Here is a 15597-nt window from a genome sequence, read left to right as displayed (position 1 = left end):
CCCTGGGGTGGGTCCGGGGCCGGGCGGCTTGCGCTGCACCGGCACCAGGGGTGGGCCAGGAAGCGTGAACCGCGGATGTGCCGTGGGCGCCGGGGCGTCCGTGGCGGCCGGGGGTGGGGCAGAGGTCCGGGAACGGGAGAGGCGCCGCGGGGGTTCGTGGGCGGAACGGCCGCGGCGCCTCGTCGGGGGTGGGTCAGGAGCTCTCCGCCCCGGCCTCCACCGGCAGGTGCTCCATGGGCGCGGGGAGCGTCTCCGCCGGGTGCGAACGCGGCGGCAGCAGATCCAGCACCGCCTGGCGGTCCGCGTCGGTGGTCGCGTCGTCGTAGGGGTCGGGGGTCCTCGGGACCTGGAGCCGCAGCACGGGGCCGTTGCCGAGGCGGGCGTAGCCGCGGCCCGCGGGCACCTGGGCGGCCGGCGTGGTGTGCGACGGGGCGCCGAGGAACTCCGCCAACTGCCCGGGGGACGCCGGACCGAGCACCACCCGGGCGCGGGTCTGCTGGAGGACCGGTTCGCTGAGGGTGTCGGCGGTGTCGAACTGCTCGGCCACCACCACCGTCACGTTCGCGGCGCGGCCGTGCCGCAGCGGGACCTGGAGCAGGGCCTGCGGGTCGGCGTGGTCGCCGGTGGCGGCCACGTGGGCGAAGGCGCTCGGGCGGTCGACGAGGATCCACAGCGGACGCCTGGCGTCCGCCGGCGGCGGATGGCCCGCCTGGCGGGCCCGGTTCAGCGCCACCAGCCGCCGTTCCGTCTCGTGCGCCGCCCACTCGAGCCCGGCCGTCGCCCCGACGACACCGCACTCGACGGCGAGCACGCCGTCCCGGCCGGTCAGGCAGGCGTACTCGCCGGTGCCGCCGCCCTCGACGATCACCACGTCGCCGTGGCGCAGCGCCTGCAGGGCGATCGAGCGCAGCAGGGTGGAGGTGCCGCTGCCCGGCTGGCCCACGACCAGCAGGTGCGGCTCGGTGGAGCGGACGCCGGTGCGCCACACCACCGGCGGGACGTCGCGCCGCTGCTCGCCGTGGGTGAGCGGCAGCGTGCGCTGGACCTCGGTGGGGTCGGTGAAGCCGAGGACCGTCTCGCCCGGCGCGGTGACGAAGGGCTGGGCGGCGATGTCGAGCGGCAGCGGCGTCAGGACGGTGACGGAGAGCTGGTTGCCCTCCTCGTCCCACGCGAAGCGGAACTCGCGGCCGCGCCCCGACTTGGCGTGCAGCACCTGCTCGATGCGGGCGCGCGCGCCGCTCTCGCCGTCCGGGAAATAGGCGGGGTAGCGGATCGTGAGGTGGCTGATCCGGCCCGCCGGGTCGAACTCGTGGGCGGGGAAGACCGCCTCCCAGTCGCCGCCGTGGGTGTAGAGCGGGGCCGGGTCCTCCTCGACCGAGAAGTACGGGATCAGCGCCTCGTAGAGCGAGGCGAGGCGCTTGACCTGGGACTCGTCGGGACCCTCGGCGGGCGGTGGGACGGTGTCCCGGCCGTGCCAGGCCGCCGCCGCCATCAGGGCGATGACGGCGAGCAGCGGACCGTAGGGGGCCAGCGCCACCACCAGGACCACGGAGGCCGCGAGGAACAGGAGCGGCCCGCGCTTGTCCTTGGGGGTGTCGGTCCATCTGCGCCGCCCGGCGGCTGCCAGGCGGCGCAGTCCGCGCGTGATCGTGATCAGCGGATGGAGGACATCGGTGGCGCTGTCCGCCGCCGTCCGGGCCAGCTCCCGGCTCCGGGCGATCTGCGCGCTGCCTGTGCTCAGGATGCTGGGGAGGGGGCGCCGGGCCACTGCTGTCTCCTGGAGGTGCGTACGGACGGGACGGAACCGGGTCAGAACTTGATGCCGCCGAGGAGGCTGGCCAGGCTCTCGCCGCCCGCCTTGATGCTCGGGGCGATCGCCGTGCTCGCCAGGTAGAAGCCGAACAGGGCCGACACCATGGCGTGGGACGCCTTCAGCCCGTCCTTGCGGAAGAAGAGGAAGACGATGATGCCGAGAAGGACCACGCCTGACATGGACAGGATCATTTGCGTTCTCCTGGTTCGCGGGGACAGTCACCATGAGTACTTCCAGGCTCACAGGATGTATCCATACGATAAAAGGTGCAACTGAGTGAATTTCGGCGAATTTCCCCCGGTTGGCGGCCCTGTCCGAGCGGGTTGGGCGCCGGGTTTGCGTCCGACCGGGTCTTCGGTGATCTTTACCTCCGGCACTTCGGGTCATGTGCCGCGGAACCAGTACCCTGACGATTCACCTGAACGGTTGTACGAGAGGCGGTCCGGCCGATGACTGAAGCCCCCGACCCCGAGGTCGTGGAGCTGGCGACCAAGATCTTCGATCTTGCCCGGCAGGGGCGGACCGAGGCGCTCGTCGCGTACGTCGACGCGGGCGTCCCGGCCACCCTCACCAACGACCGCGGCGACAGCCTCGTCATGCTCGCCGCCTACCACGGGCACGCCGACGCGGTCCGCGCGCTGCTCGCCCGGGGCGCGGCGGCCGACGACATCAACGACCGGGGCCAGACCCCGCTCGCCGGTGCCGTCTTCAAAGGGGAGACGGACGTGATCCACGCCCTGCTGGAAAGCGGAGCCGATCCCTCCGCGGGCACCCCGTCCGCCGTCGACACGGCCCGGATGTTCGGCAAGGCCGACCTCCTCGACCTGTTCGGCGCGCACTGAGACACACCATCTGACCAGCGAGAACACGAGCAACGGGGGAGGCGGTACCAGGCCGCCGATATTTCGGTCGCGGCAGGTCGAAGTGCCGGGTCATCATGACTCCGTGATTCACGGACGCGATGGCTGGGCAGGTGATGCCGCACCGCGCGGGCCGTGACACGGTCCGCATGGGCCACTGACGAGAGGCAGAGGAAATGGTCTACAGCAAGCAAGAGACGGCGGGCGCCCCGACGTGTTGTCACGCGGCCAGGTAGTGCGTGGTCCCCGGTTGCGTCGACGCTTGATGTGAGGCTGTCTCCCATGTTCGATCCGGTCATAGCGCCCAGCGGAACCCTGCTCGGCCTCCTCCAGAGGGGCCGTGGCGACGGAACGCTGCACGCGCTCACCGCCCCGCGCGCCGAGGCGCTCGCGGCCCTCAACCACTGCGTGCTGCGCGATCCCCGCCACGACTGGCAGGTGGAGAACCGCTCCCTCTACTACGCCCGGCTCTACCTCGACCTGCGCGGCGAGCTGGACGAGATCGAGACGCACCTCTTCGCCGTCGAGGACGTCTTCGACACCGACGAGTCCCGCACCGGACTCACCCTCGCCGTCCTCGGCCACCTCGCCTCCTACGGCAGGCGCGACGCGCTCGAACTGCTGCGCCGCTACGCCGCCGAGGGCAGCAACTGGGCCTGGGCGCTGGACGAGCTGGCGCTGCGGGACGACGACGCGGGCCTGCGCGCCCTGGCCGCCCCGACCCTGGCCCGGTTCGCCACCGACGCCGAGGGCGAGGCCGAACTCGCCGTCGCCGTGCGCGACGCGTTCGAGCCGCGCCCCTGGCGGCTGTGGGCCGACGACCCGCGCCCGTCGGTCGCCGCCCGGGTGCGGGCCGCCCGGGAGACCGGCTGCTTCGACCGCTGGCAGCGGCAACTGCGTCCCGCCGGACCCCGGCCCGGATGGAGCGTCCAGGCCGTCTTCGAGTGGGCCCAGCAGGGCATGGACCGCGGCGCAGCCCTCCATGTCCCGGCCGCCCGCTGCCTGGTCGCCGTCGCGGGCCCCGACGACCGCCCCGAGATCCTGCGCGCCGCCCTGGAGGGCACCGACGGCGCCCGCTGCACGGCGCTGCGCTACCTCGCCGACGGCGACGACGCGGCCGCCCTCGACCTCATCGAGGCCGCGGTGCGCACCGGCACCCCGGTGGTCGTGGAGGCCGCCGTCGACGCCTTCGAACGGATGCGCGGCGCAGCCGCCGTCGACCGGGCCCGCGGCTGGGCCCGGCGGCCCGACCCGCTCGGCGCCGCCGCCGGACGCATGCTCGCCTGCCTCGGCGGCGCCGAGGACCGTGACCTGGTCCTGGGCGCGCTGCGCGAGGCCGTGCGGGGCGAGGGGCCCGACGCCCCCACCCTCTTCACCCTCGTCGACGGCACCGGACGGCTCGGCATCGCCTGCGCGGCGCCCGTCCTGCGCCACATCTACCGCGAGACCGCCTCCTCCCACCTACGCGGCCGCGCCGCCCGCGCCCTCGCCGCCACCGACCCCTCCTTCCCGGCCGGCTTCGCCGTCGAGTGCCTCTGGGACTGCGAGGAGACCACCCGGGAGATCGCCGCCCGGCACGCCGAGACCGGCGACGCCAGGGTCGTCGAGCGCCTGCGCAGACTGGCCGCCGACCCCGCCGAGGAGGCCGAGGTGCAGACCGCCGTCCGCAGCCGGATCGGGCCCGACGCGCCCGCCGTCTGAAACCCCCGCACGGCGGCCTGAAACGTCCGCAACGGCGCATCGGTCCGCCCGCCGGGTGAACACCGGGTGACCCGCGGGTCAGGAGCGCGTGGACGCCTCCTGACCTGCGCGGGTGCGCGGGCGAACGCTCATGGGACGTTCCCCGCCAGGAAAGATCCACGTTGACGCGGCCACGTCCAGCGCGGCGAGAACACCGGTATGCGTGTCGTCATCGTGACCGAATCCTTTCCCCCCGACGTGAACGGCGTGGCCCACTGCGCGCTCCAGACCGCCCGGCACCTCGTAGATCGCGGTCACACTCCCGTCGTCGTCACCCCGGCCCCGGCCCCCGGACACCGCCCCGACGCCTCCGCGCCGTGCCGGGTCGTCCACGTCCCGTCCCTCCCGCTCCCCGGCTACCCCCAGGTGCGCGTGGCCCTCCCCAGCCGCCGCCTCGCCGCGACGCTCGTCGAGCACCGCCCCGACGTCGTCCACCTGGCCAGTCCCTTCGTCCTCGGCGTCCGCGGCATGGCCGCCGCCGCCCGGCTCGGCGTCCCCGCCGTCGCCGTCTACCAGACCGACCTCGCCGGGTACGCCCGCACCTACATGGGCGCGGGCGAGGCCGCCGCCTGGCGCCGCATCCGCTCCGTCCACTCCGCCGCCGACCTCACCCTCGCGCCGTCCAGCGCCGCCCTGCGCGACCTGGAGACGCACGGGGTGCCCCGGGTGCGGCTGTGGCAGCGCGGCGTCGACACCGCCCGCTTCCGCCCCGAGCTGCGCGACGAGGCGCTGCGCCGCGAACTCGCCCCCGGCGGCGAACTCCTCGTCGGCTACGTGGGACGGCTCGCGCCCGAGAAGCAGGTCGAACTGCTCGCCGGGGTCTGCGGACTGCCCGGCGTCCGGGTCGTCATCACCGGTGACGGGCCCAGCCTGCCCGCGCTCCAGCAGGCGCTGCCCGGCGCGGTCTTCCTCGGCCGCCGCACCGGCGACGAACTCGCCCGGATCTTCGCCTCCCTCGACGTCTTCGCGCACACCGGCCCGTTCGAGACGTTCTGCCAGACCGTGCAGGAGGCCATGGCGAGCGGCGTGCCCGTCGTCGCCCCGGCCGCGGGCGGCCCCCTCGACCTGGTCGCCCACGGACGCACCGGGCTGCTGGTCCCGCCGCGCGACACGGACGCCGTCACCGACGCGGTGGCCGCCCTGGCCGCCGACGCCGGACGGCGCGCCGCGTTCGGCGCCGCCGCGCGGGCCACCGTCGAGGGCCGCACCTGGGCCGCCGTCGGCGACCAGCTGATCGGCCACTACCAGGACGTGCGCGCCGCGCGCCGGACGGCGGTGGCCGCGTGACCCCGCTGCGGATCGTCCGGCTCGCCAACTTCGTCGCCCCGTCCTCGGGCGGCCTGCGCACCGCCCTGCGCGAACTCGGCAGCGGCTACCTGCGGGCCGGGCACGACCCCGTCCTGATCGTCCCCGGCGCCCGCGCCGACGACCGCGACACCGAGCAGGGCCGCGTCATCACCCTGCCGGGACCGCTGCTGCCCGGCACCGGCGGCTACCGCGTCCTGACCGACCGCGGCGCGGTGTCCCGGGTCCTCGCCGACCTGGCCCCCGACCGCCTGGAGGTCTCCGACCGGACCACCCTGCGCTGGACCGGCAGATGGGCGCGGCGGGCCCGGGTACCGGCCGTGATGGTCTCCCACGAGACCGCCGACGGCGTCCTGCGCACCTGGGGCCTCTCCGAGGGCGCCGCCCGCCGCGCCGCCGACGCCCTCAACGTGCGGACGGCGCACGCCTACGCGCGCGTGGTCTGCACGACCGAGTTCGCCGAACGCGAGTTCGTGCGGATCGGCGCCCGCAACGTCGTCAGGGCCCCGCTCGGCGTGGACCTGGCGGCCAGGCACTCCGCGCTGCGCGACGCGGGACTGCGCGCACGCCACGCGCGGGCCGCCGAGACGCTCCTGGTGACCTGCACCCGGCTCTCCGTGGAGAAGCGGCCGGGCACCGCGCTCGACGCCCTGGAGGCGCTGCTGCGGCGCGGCCGGCGGGCGGTGCTGGTGATCGCCGGGGACGGGCCGCTGCGCCCGCGCCTCGAACAGCGCGCGCGGGAGCGGAGGCTGCCGGTCACCTTCCTCGGGCACGTCTCCGACCGCGCCGAACTGGGCGCCCTCCAGGCCTCCGCCGACGTCTGCCTGGCCCCCGGGCCCGCCGAGACCTTCGGGCTCGCCGCGCTGGAGGCCATGGCGTGCGGGACGCCGGTCGTGGTCAGCGTGTCCTCCGCGCTCCCCGAGGTCATCGGCTCGGCGGGCGCGGTCGCCGCGGACACCGGGGAGGCGTTCGCCGACGCCGTCGACGCGCTCCTGTGCCTGCCCGAGGCGGCGCGGCGGGACGCGGCACGCGCGCGTGCCGCGTGCTTCGGCTGGGACACCGCCGTCGACGCGTTCCTCGCGGCCCACGACGCGACCGGGCTCAGGCCTGCCCCGACGACGACGTCCGTCCCGGGGGCCGTGGCATGAGAGCCGTGCGGTTCGTCGCCCTCGGCGACTCGCTGACCGAAGGGGTCGGCGACCCGGTGGGGGAGGGCTGGCGCGGCTGGGCGGCGTTGCTGGCCGACGGTCTCGGGGGGACCCGTGCGGCGGGGGCGTCGGCCCGGAGTGCGGCGGTCCTGCCGGTGGTGGCCGATGCGCTCCCGGCGGTCCTGGTCGACGCGATCTCGTCGGTTCCCGGGGAGGCGGGGCTGTCTCTTACGGGGGAGGCCGAGGCCTCGGCTCGGTGGCGGGCGGCGTGCGTGGGGGCGGGGTCGGCCGGTGCTGCCGGTGCGGTGTCCGCGGTCGCCGCCGGGGCGGGTGCCGGCCGCGTGGGCAGCCTCGGGGACGGTGGCCGTCCTCTCGGTGGCACTGGGGGCGATCGTCGGTACGGCGGTGGGAACGACGGCCGTCCGGGCGGTGGTCGGGACGGTGGTCGTCCGGGCGGTGGTCGGGACGGTGGTCGTCCGCACGGTGGCGGCGACGGTGGCCGTCCGGACGGTCGCCGGGATGGTGATCGTCCGCACGGTGACGGTGGTCGTCCGGGCGGTCGCCGGGACGGTGGTCGGTCGCACGAGGACGGCGACGGCGGCCGGGCTCGGTCCGGGGGTGTCGAGTTCGTCAATCTCGCGGTCAGCGGGGCGCAGACCCGGGAGGTGCTGGAGGAGCAGACCCCCGCGGGGCTGGCCCTCCGGCCCGACCTGGTCTCCGTGGTCATCGGCGTCAACGACACCCTCCGCTGCACCTTCGACATCCACGCCGTCGCCACCCGCCTCGACGAGGTGTACCGGGCGTTCACCCGGCAGGGCGCCGTCCTCCTCACCGCGTGCCTGCCGGACCCCGGGGCGACACTCGGGCTGCCCGGGGCCCTGGCGCGTCCACTGGCCCGGCGGCAGCGGGCGGTCAACGCCGTCGTCCACGCCCTCTCCGAGCGGTACGGCGCCGTCCATCTGCACGCGGCCGAGGGCGCCTGGCTGAGCGAGCGGGCGATGTGGAGCGCCGACCGGCTGCATCCGGGCGAACGCGGGCACCGGCAGCTCGCCGTCCGCTTCCACGCGCTGCTGGCGGGAACCGGCCTCGCCGAGGGGCCCGCGCCGTCGCCCGAACCCGACTTCCCGGCGCCCACCCGGGCGGCGAGCCTGTGGTGGCTGGCCACCGCGGGCACCGGCTGGGTCGCCAGGCGGTGCACCGATCTGCTGCCGCAGCTCCTGGGCCTGGCCGCCGACGAGATGCGCCACCGCGCCCGGGGCACCAGCGCGCGCCTCGACCTGCGCGCCACGGCGGCCGTGTCGGCGGCGCTGGCCGCGCTGTCCGTCACCGAGCGGGCGGACGCCGTGTAGCCGCCGAGGGGGCTCCGCCCGGCACGGGTTCCGGGGCGGCGCCGCTACCGGCCGCCCCGCTCCGTCCCGCGCACGAAGCGGACCGGTGTCCCGGGCGGTGCCTGGGCCGCGGCCGGGAGGTCGGCCGGGTGGACCACCGCGATCACCGGGTAGCCGCCCGTGGTCGGATGGTCGGCGAGGAAGACCACAGGTCTGCCGTCCGGCGGCACCTGGACGGCGCCCGACACCATGCCCTCGCTGGGCAGTTCGCCCCCGACGGCCCGCTCCAGGGCGGGCCCGAGCGTGCGCAGCCCGATCCGGTTCGCCGCCGGGGAGACCGTGTACGCGCGCGTGCCGAACGTGCGCAGCGCCTCCGGGGTGAACCAGTCGTCGCGCGGCCCCGGCAGGAACCGCAGGACCAGCTCGGCGGGGGGCGCGGGCTGCGGGGCGACGTCCACGCGCGCGTGCGGGGCGCCGGGACGGCCGAGGGGCAGGGCCGCGCCGTTCGCCAGCGGCGGCGGCCCGAGCCCGGAGAGGAGGTCGGTGGAGCGGCTGCCCAGGACCGGCGCGACGGCGATCCCGCCGGAGACGGCCACATAGCTCCGTACCCCGCTGGTCGGGGCGCCGACCTCCAGGAGCGCGCCCGCCGGGACCCGCACCGGCGCCGCCCACGCCGCCGGTCCGCCGTCCACCGCTACCGGGCAGGGGGCGCCGCCCACGGCCACCGTGACCGCCGTGCGCGGGCGCAGCGCGCAGCCGTCGAGCGTGGTCTCCAGGACGGCCGCCCCGGGCGGGTTGCCGACCAGCCGGTTGACGAGCGCGGCGGCGGGCCCGTCGAGCGCCCCGGAGCGCGGTACCCCGAGGTGGGCGTGGCCGGGGCGACCCCGGTCCTGGACGGTGGTGAGCGCCCCGGCCCGGACGACGACCAGCGCGCGGTCCGTCATGACGCCCCCACCGCGACGAAGCGCACGCGCGTGCCGGGCGACAGCAGCGCGGCCGGTACGCGCGCGGGGTCCCACAGCACGGCGTCGGTGTGCCCGATCACCTGCCAGCCGCCCGGCGACGCCGTCGGGTACACGCCCGTGTAGGGCCCGGCGAGCGCCACCGAACCGGCGGGCACGGCGGTGCGCGGGGTGGCCCTGCGCGGTACCTCGTAGCGCTCGGGCAGCCCGGTCAGATAGCCGAAGCCGGGTGCGAAGCCGCAGAACGCCACGGTGAACACCGTCCCCGCGTGGACGCGGGCCGCCTCCCGCTCCGTGACGCCCCAGAGCGCGGCGACGTCGGCCAGGTCGGGGCCGTCGTAGCGGACCGGGATCTCGACCGCCGCGTCCGGGGGCGGCGGCGCGGGCGGCACCTCGGCGGCGGTCAGCTCGGCCGCCAGGCGGGCCGGATCGCGCAGCCCGTCGAGGAGGACGGTGCGGGCCGCCGGGACGATCTCACCGACCGTCAGGGAACCCGCCGCGCGGCGCCGCAGCAGCTCGGCGTGGAGCGCCCGCGCCTGCTCGCCCGACGCCACCTCGACCAGCAGCGCCTCCGCTCCGACGCGCAGCGCCCTCATGCGAAGGGCTCCACGCGCACGTCCGCGTCCCGCAGCCGGTCCCTGACCCGCCGGGCCAGCTCGACCGCGCCGGGTGTGTCGCCGTGCAGGCAGAGCGACCGCGCGCGGACCGCGACGCGCTCCCCGGAGCGGGCGGTCACCTCGCCGTCGCGCGCGAGGCCGACGGAGCGCGCCACCACCGTCTCCGGATCGGTGACGACGGCGCCCTCCCGGTCGCGCGGCACCAGCGTGCCCCGGCCGGTGTAGGCGCGGTCGGCGAACGCCTCGGGGACGGCCGGCAGCCCGGCCGCCGCCGCCAGGTCGAGCAGCCGGGAGCCCGGCAGGCCGAGCACGGGCAGCGAGGCGTCGGCGAGCCGCACGCCCGCCACCACCGCGGCGGCCTGCTCCTCGTCGTCCACCGCCCGGTTGTAGAGCGCGCCGTGCGGTTTCACGTACGACACGCGCGTGCCCGCCGCGCGCGCGAAGACCTCCAGGGCGCCGATCTGGTAGGCGATCTCGGCGGTCAGCTCGGCGGACGGCACGTCCATCGCGCGCCGCCCGAACCCGGCCAGGTCCCGATAGGAGACCTGGGCGCCGATCCGCACCCCCCTCTCGGCCGCGAGCGCGCAGACGCGGCGCATGGTCGCCGGGTCCCCGGCGTGGAATCCGCACGCCACGTTGGCGCTGGTGACGACGGACAGCAGCCCCTCGTCGTCGGTCAGCCGCCAGCGGCCGAAGCCCTCGCCGAGGTCGGCGTTCAGGTCGATCGACGTCATGCTCCCCATGTTTCCACTCGGGCGACGCGGCACCGCTCGTCGCGGGGGTCGGTCAGGGACATCCGCCACCGCGCGCACACCCTCGCGTGCGGTGTGAGGATCGTTCAACGATCCTCCCATACCCATGTTGTCCCGTCCTGATGTCTGCGGTTCAATTCCGGGCATGGCAGAGCAGCTGACCGACCTGGCCGACGACCGTGCCCTGCTCGGGCGGACCAGCACCGCCGAACGGGTCTCGGACATCCTCAGAAGCCGGATCGCCGACGGGTTCTTCCCCCCGGGGACCCGGCTCCCGGAGGACGGCATCGGCGGCGCCCTCGGGGTCTCCCGCAACACGCTGCGCGAGGCGTTCCGGCTGCTCACCCACGAACGGCTGCTCGTCCACGAGCTGAACAGGGGCGTCTTCGTCCGCGTCCTGACCGTGGAGGACGTCGAGGACATCTACCGCACCCGCATCCTCGTCGAGTGCGCCGTCGTCCGCGGGCTCGGCGAACCGCCGTACGACCTGGAGGCGCTCGGCACGGCCGTCGAGGAGGGCCGGCGGGCCGCCCGCGGGGCCGACTGGAAAGCGGTGGGCACCGCCAACATCCACTTCCACCGGGAGCTCGTCGCGCTCGCGGGCAGCGCGCGCACCGACGAACTGATGCGCGGTGTCTTCGCCGAACTGCGCCTCGCCTTCCACATCGTCGACGACCCCAGGCGCCTGCACGAGCCCTACCTCAAGCGCAACCACCTGCTCCACGAGACGCTCCGCGCGGGGCGCCGCGCCGAGGCCGAGACGGAGCTGGAGGTCTACCTGACGGAGTCGCTGGAACGCGTCGTCGACGTGTACCGGCGCCGGGTCGGGGACCACGCCTAGCGGGTCGCGGTCCGCGGGCCGCGGACCCGGACCGCCCCGCGAGACCCGTCAGCCCAGGTGGCGCGCGGGTGCCATCCGCACCGTTTGGGTCGATGTCGGACCGAGGACCTAGTCTGTGCACCGTGACTTCGCCTGCATCGACGGACAGCGTTCCGCCCCAGCTCAGCGCGGGGCCGCGACCCGCACCGGGCCCGGCCGCCGACGAGGGCCTGGCGCGGCGGCTGCGCGCGCTCGCCTGCACGGCGCCGCTGCACGACCTCGACGCCCGCAAGGCCAACCTCGCCGGCGAGTACACGGTCTACGGCATGGCCGAAGTCGCCCTGGCCGCCATCGACCTGGTCACCCTGAACATGGACTTCGACACCGGCGCCGACCACGACCAGATAGTCGCCCGCCTCGTCCCCCGCATCGCCGCCCAGGCCCCGCTGCGCCCCGGCGCCGAGCACGAACGGGTGGCCCGCTGGGTCCTGGAGAACCTCGTCAACGTCGGCAGCGTCGACCGCGGCTTCCGCGCCGTGTACGGCACGTTCGCGGCCGACGGCAGCTACGTCCGGCGCGACTACGACTTCAAGCTGATCGAGGAGGTGCCGGGCCCCGGCGGCACCGTCTACCTGCGCACCACCGACGAAGCGGTCAACGTCCTGGTCGGCGCCCTCGACACGGACGTCACCAGCGCCCAGATCGCCGCCGAGGTGAAGCTGGAGGTGCTCATCAACCGCGGCCGCCTCGCCGACGCCCAACTCGCCGCGGAACAGGCCCGCTACCGCACCGTCCAGTACTCCGAGACCCTGCGCCGCGCCCTGGACGCCACCCGGCGCAACGTCCGCGCGGTCGACTGGCTCAACACCGTCCCCGACATGATCACCGAGGCGCTGGACCACGTCGCCGACCGCTACCGGCACGAGAACGCCATCCTCACCAACATCCGCAAGGCCCGCGACGAGACGGAGGAGGCCGAGCACAAGCGCCGCGCCGCCGAGCTGGTCGACATCGTCAAGGACTGCATCCGGCGCCACACCCAGCTCCAGTCCCGACTCCTCGAAGCGGGCCCGCTGTTCCGCGCCGAGCAGGACCGGCAGGCCTTCGCCACCCCCATGACCACCTCGGGCACCGACCTCTACGGCCACCTGCTCGCCCCGGTCCTGCCGCTCCCGCTCGACCAGGCGGTCCGCGTCACCGACGCGTTCTTCGCCCGCGGCACCGGGCTGCGCACCCCCGTCTCGGTCCGGGTCACCGACCTCGTCGACATACTGCTGACCCCGCCCGCCGAACGCGAGCACCTCGGCGCCGAGATGCCCGAACCCGACCTCATCGCCACCCCGGACGACAGCCGGTTCAGCGAGGAACAGCTCGCCGCCGCCAAGCACCTCCTCGACCTGCCCGCCGACGCGCCCCGCCGCCTCTCGGGACTGCTCGCCGAGGCGCGGACCCAGGACCCCGAACTGCCCTACCTCGTCGCCCTGCTGGCCGTGCATGCGGCCAGCCCCGCCGTCGGCACCGCCTACCGCCAGGGCGAGGAGAAGCTGCTGTTCGCCGTGGACGACGGCACCGAACTGGACGACCCCGAGTTCGGCGGGGCCGACCTCATCGTCGGGACGGCCCTGCTGGACGCGGCGGGAATGGCCGCGGACCGGACGGAAGCCGCCTGATGACCCCACGAGAACAAGGAGCCGAAGCCGTGAGCGAGCACGTCGAGTGGAGCGACGCGGAGGCCCCCGCCGCACCGGCGAACGCACCCGTCACCCCCGCCGACGCCGCCGACGCGGCACGGCTCGTCGCGTTCGGCCTCCAGCCCAAGCTCCAGCCCGCCCGCGACCAGGAGTACACCGAACTGCTGCGCCGCTACCGCGAGGACCCGCCCTTCGCGCGCCTCGCGGACGCCGTCGCCGCCGGACTCGGCCTCGTCGTCCTGGAGGTGTCGCCCCGCGCGGGCATGGCCGTCACCGCCGCCGAGGACTCGGTCTTCGCCGTCCGCATGGGCGACTACGCCCGCCGCACCTCCGCCGACGGCGGCGACCGGTTCCTGCACGGACTCGCCCATCTTGCCGTCGCCGCCCTCGCGTTCCCCCGCCCCGAGGACCTCGCCGACGACGGCTACATCGGCCGCGTCTCCGTCAACGGCGTCGACGCGTTCGTCCGCCAGGCCTGCCGCCGCCTGGAGGAACGCGCCGAGGAGCACGGCGAGAACACCGACCCCGCCACCGACGCCCCCGGACTGGAGGCCGCCTGGCGGATCTGGGCCAGGCGCAGCGCCACCGGCGCCACCAAGGACGCCCGCCGCCTCGCCGGATCCACCACCGGCATCGTCGGCAAGGCCGTCGTCTTCCTCACCGACTCCGGCTTCCTCCAGCGCACCGGCGACGACAACGGCGGCACCTACCGCACCACCGCCCGCTACCAGCTCCAGGTCCGCGACCTCGCGGGCAGCGCCGCCCTCGCCGAACTCCTGGAGCTGGGCGTCGTCCCCGTCACCGACGGCACCCCCACCCTGCTGCCCGCCGAGGAGACCGACGACCTGGACCTGGTGGCCGACGCCGGGCTCCCCTTCCACGCGTCGCACTCCTGAACCCCCCTCACCTGCCGAAGACTTACGAGAGTCCGCCATGTACGAGCTGTCCCGGGTCCGCCTCTACTCCATCGGGCCCGCCGGTGCGCGCTACGCCGACACCGTGCTTGACCTGCGGGGTGTCGGCCAGCCCGTACCCGACCCCGCCCCCACCCAGGCGGAGTTCTTCGAGGAGGAGCCGGTCGGCCCGCCCCGCCGCCCCGCCCCCGCCGGGGTGCTCTTCCTGGAGAACGGCGGCGGCAAGTCCGTCCTGCTGAAGCTGATCTTCTCGGTGATGCTCCCCGGCCACCGCAACACCCTCGGCGGCGCCAGCTCCGGCGTCCTGCGCAAGTTCCTGCTCGCCGACGACTGCGGACACGTCGTCCTGGAGTGGCAGCACACCCTCACCGGCGAGTGCGTCGTCGTCGGCAAGGCCAGCGAGTGGCGCGGCCGCCAGGTCTCCAACGACCCTCGCAAGTTCGCCGAGGCCTGGTACTCCTTCCGGCCCGGCCCCGGCCTGAGCCTCGACAACCTGCCGGTCGCCGAGTCCACCGCCGTCCGGCCCCCCGTCGAGGGGCAGTCGGGCGCGCGCGGCCGCCGCCGCACCATGAAGGGCTTCCGGGACGCCTTCACCGAGGCCGGGAAGGCGTACCCGCACCTGGAGGTCCACTGGGAGGAGACCCACGACCGCTGGATCGAGCACCTCGGCGACCTCGGCCTCGACCCCGAACTCTTCCGCTACCAGCGGGAGATGAACGCCGACGAGGGCGAGGCGGCCGGCCTCTTCGCGGTCAAGAAGGACTCCGACTTCACCGACCTGCTGCTGCGCGCCGTCACCGACACCCGCGACACCGACGGACTCGCCGATCTCGTCGGCGGCTTCGGCAACAAACTCGGCAGGCGCGCCGAACTCATCGCCGAACGCGACTTCACCGCCGGTTCCGTCGACCTGCTCGGCCGGATCGTCGACGCCGCCGACACCCGCGCCCGCGCCCGCGAGGTCCACACCGGCGCCGAACGCCGCACCCGCTCCCTGGCCCGCAGGCTCTCCGCCCGCGGCGGCCGCGAACGGACCCGCGCCGCCGACCTCGCCACCCGCGTCACCGGCGCCGCCCACGCCGTCACCCAGGCCGAGTCGGCCCGCGGCCACAGCTCCCTGATCGCCGCCGAACTCGCCTACCGCAACGCCTCGCTGGCCCTCGCCGCCGCCGAGAAGTCCGCCGCCGCCCAGAAACGCGAACTGGCCGACGCCCGCACCCTGCACTCCGCCTGGCAGGCGGCCGAGGCCGTGCTGCGCCACCGCGCCGCCGCCGACCGCGTCGCCCGCGTCGCCTCCGCCATCCAGGAGGCCGAACGGGACGCCGCCCCCGCCCTCGCCGCCCGCGCGCGGGCCGCCGTCGACCTCGTCCGCGCCCTGCACGCCGCCGCCGAGAGCGCCGAGGCCCTCGCCAACGAGGGCGAGGAACGCTCCGCCACCCTCCAGGAGACCGGCGAGACGGCCCACCGGGACGCCACCGCCGCCGCCACCGAGGCCCAGCGCGCCCGCAGCGAGGCCGGACACCTGCGCCAGCGCCTCACCGAGGTCGAGCAGGAGACCGCCGAGGCGGTCCGCGCGGGCTGGCTCGACGACAGCGCCCCGACGCCGACCCGGCCCGCGCCGCGCTCGCCGCGAGCGACGCCGAGAAG

Annotated in this window: 12 protein-coding genes and 2 pseudogenes; 9 read left to right on the top strand and 5 right to left on the bottom strand. The window is 75.7% G+C overall.

Annotation, left to right across the window (positions count from 1 at the left end; genetic code table 11):
• Positions 1-193: 193 nt before the first annotated feature.
• Together GA0115242_RS35530 and GA0115242_RS35525 are read right to left on the bottom strand one after the other, a co-directional pair.
• The gene (locus GA0115242_RS35530; protein ID WP_093835780.1) at positions 194-1768 is read right to left on the bottom strand and encodes an ATP-binding protein; all 1575 of its coding nucleotides are present in this window, start codon (positions 1766-1768) and stop codon (positions 194-196) included.
• A 41-nt stretch (positions 1769-1809) separates the two neighbouring features.
• A complete protein-coding gene (locus GA0115242_RS35525) occupies positions 1810-2004 on the bottom strand; it encodes a hypothetical protein (protein WP_093835779.1) in 195 nt (64 codons plus the stop codon).
• Positions 2005-2262: 258 nt separating this feature from the next.
• Here GA0115242_RS35525 and GA0115242_RS35520 point away from each other — a divergent pair, with 258 nt between their 5' ends.
• From GA0115242_RS35520 to GA0115242_RS35500, 5 genes and pseudogenes are all read left to right on the top strand, one after another.
• Positions 2263-2655 (top strand): ankyrin repeat domain-containing protein, encoded by a 393-nt coding sequence (locus tag GA0115242_RS35520; protein ID WP_093835778.1) that lies wholly within the window; start codon positions 2263-2265, stop codon positions 2653-2655.
• A gap of 300 nt (positions 2656-2955) precedes the next feature.
• Complete coding sequence (locus tag GA0115242_RS35515) at positions 2956-4374, top strand: hypothetical protein (RefSeq protein WP_093835777.1); 1419 nt, start codon at positions 2956-2958, stop codon at positions 4372-4374.
• 198 nt (positions 4375-4572) lie between these two features.
• Entirely contained in the window at positions 4573-5700 is a 1128-nt protein-coding gene (locus GA0115242_RS35510) for a glycosyltransferase family 4 protein (protein WP_093835776.1), read from the top strand.
• On the top strand, positions 5697-6866 hold the full coding sequence (locus GA0115242_RS35505; RefSeq protein ID WP_093835775.1) for a glycosyltransferase: 1170 nt from the start codon (positions 5697-5699) through the stop codon (positions 6864-6866). Before GA0115242_RS35510 ends, GA0115242_RS35505 begins: the two co-directional genes overlap by 4 nt.
• Before the next feature lie 617 nt (positions 6867-7483).
• Positions 7484-8215 (top strand): annotated as a pseudogene (locus GA0115242_RS35500) (SGNH/GDSL hydrolase family protein); the annotation flags it as partial.
• Between the two features lie 44 nt (positions 8216-8259).
• On the opposite strand, the gene GA0115242_RS35495 reads toward GA0115242_RS35500, so the two are convergent.
• From GA0115242_RS35495 to GA0115242_RS35485, 3 genes are read right to left on the bottom strand one after another with little or no spacing between them, the layout of a single operon-like run.
• Positions 8260-9138, bottom strand: a complete 879-nt coding sequence (locus GA0115242_RS35495; protein ID WP_093835774.1) for a 5-oxoprolinase subunit C family protein — start codon at positions 9136-9138, stop codon at positions 8260-8262.
• On the bottom strand, positions 9135-9752 hold the full coding sequence (locus GA0115242_RS35490; protein ID WP_093835773.1) for a 5-oxoprolinase subunit B family protein: 618 nt from the start codon (positions 9750-9752) through the stop codon (positions 9135-9137). The genes GA0115242_RS35495 and GA0115242_RS35490 overlap by 4 nt, the downstream gene beginning before the upstream one ends.
• On the bottom strand, positions 9749-10507 hold the full coding sequence (locus GA0115242_RS35485) for a LamB/YcsF family protein (RefSeq protein WP_093835772.1): 759 nt from the start codon (positions 10505-10507) through the stop codon (positions 9749-9751). Before GA0115242_RS35485 ends, GA0115242_RS35490 begins: the two co-directional genes overlap by 4 nt.
• 163 nt (positions 10508-10670) lie before the next feature.
• Between GA0115242_RS35485 and GA0115242_RS35480 the strand changes: the two genes are divergently transcribed.
• The 4 genes and pseudogenes from GA0115242_RS35480 to GA0115242_RS35465 form a co-directional block, all read left to right on the top strand.
• Positions 10671-11366: a GntR family transcriptional regulator gene (locus GA0115242_RS35480; RefSeq protein ID WP_093835771.1), complete on the top strand. Its 696-nt coding sequence runs from the start codon at positions 10671-10673 to the stop codon at positions 11364-11366.
• Between the two features lie 122 nt (positions 11367-11488).
• Positions 11489-13015, top strand: a complete 1527-nt coding sequence (locus GA0115242_RS35475) for a hypothetical protein (RefSeq protein WP_093835770.1) — start codon at positions 11489-11491, stop codon at positions 13013-13015.
• A 29-nt stretch (positions 13016-13044) separates the two neighbouring features.
• Positions 13045-13932, top strand: a complete 888-nt coding sequence (locus GA0115242_RS35470; protein ID WP_093835769.1) for a hypothetical protein — start codon at positions 13045-13047, stop codon at positions 13930-13932.
• A 37-nt stretch (positions 13933-13969) separates the two neighbouring features.
• Positions 13970-15597 (top strand): annotated as a pseudogene (locus GA0115242_RS35465) (hypothetical protein); the annotation flags it as partial.

It is taken from the genome of Streptomyces sp. SolWspMP-5a-2, from assembly GCF_900091845.1.
In the GTDB taxonomy this organism is placed as follows: domain Bacteria; phylum Actinomycetota; class Actinomycetes; order Streptomycetales; family Streptomycetaceae; genus Streptomyces; species Streptomyces doudnae.
Note: the sequence above shows the minus strand (reverse complement) of the source record. Positions and strands in the feature narration are given on the sequence as shown.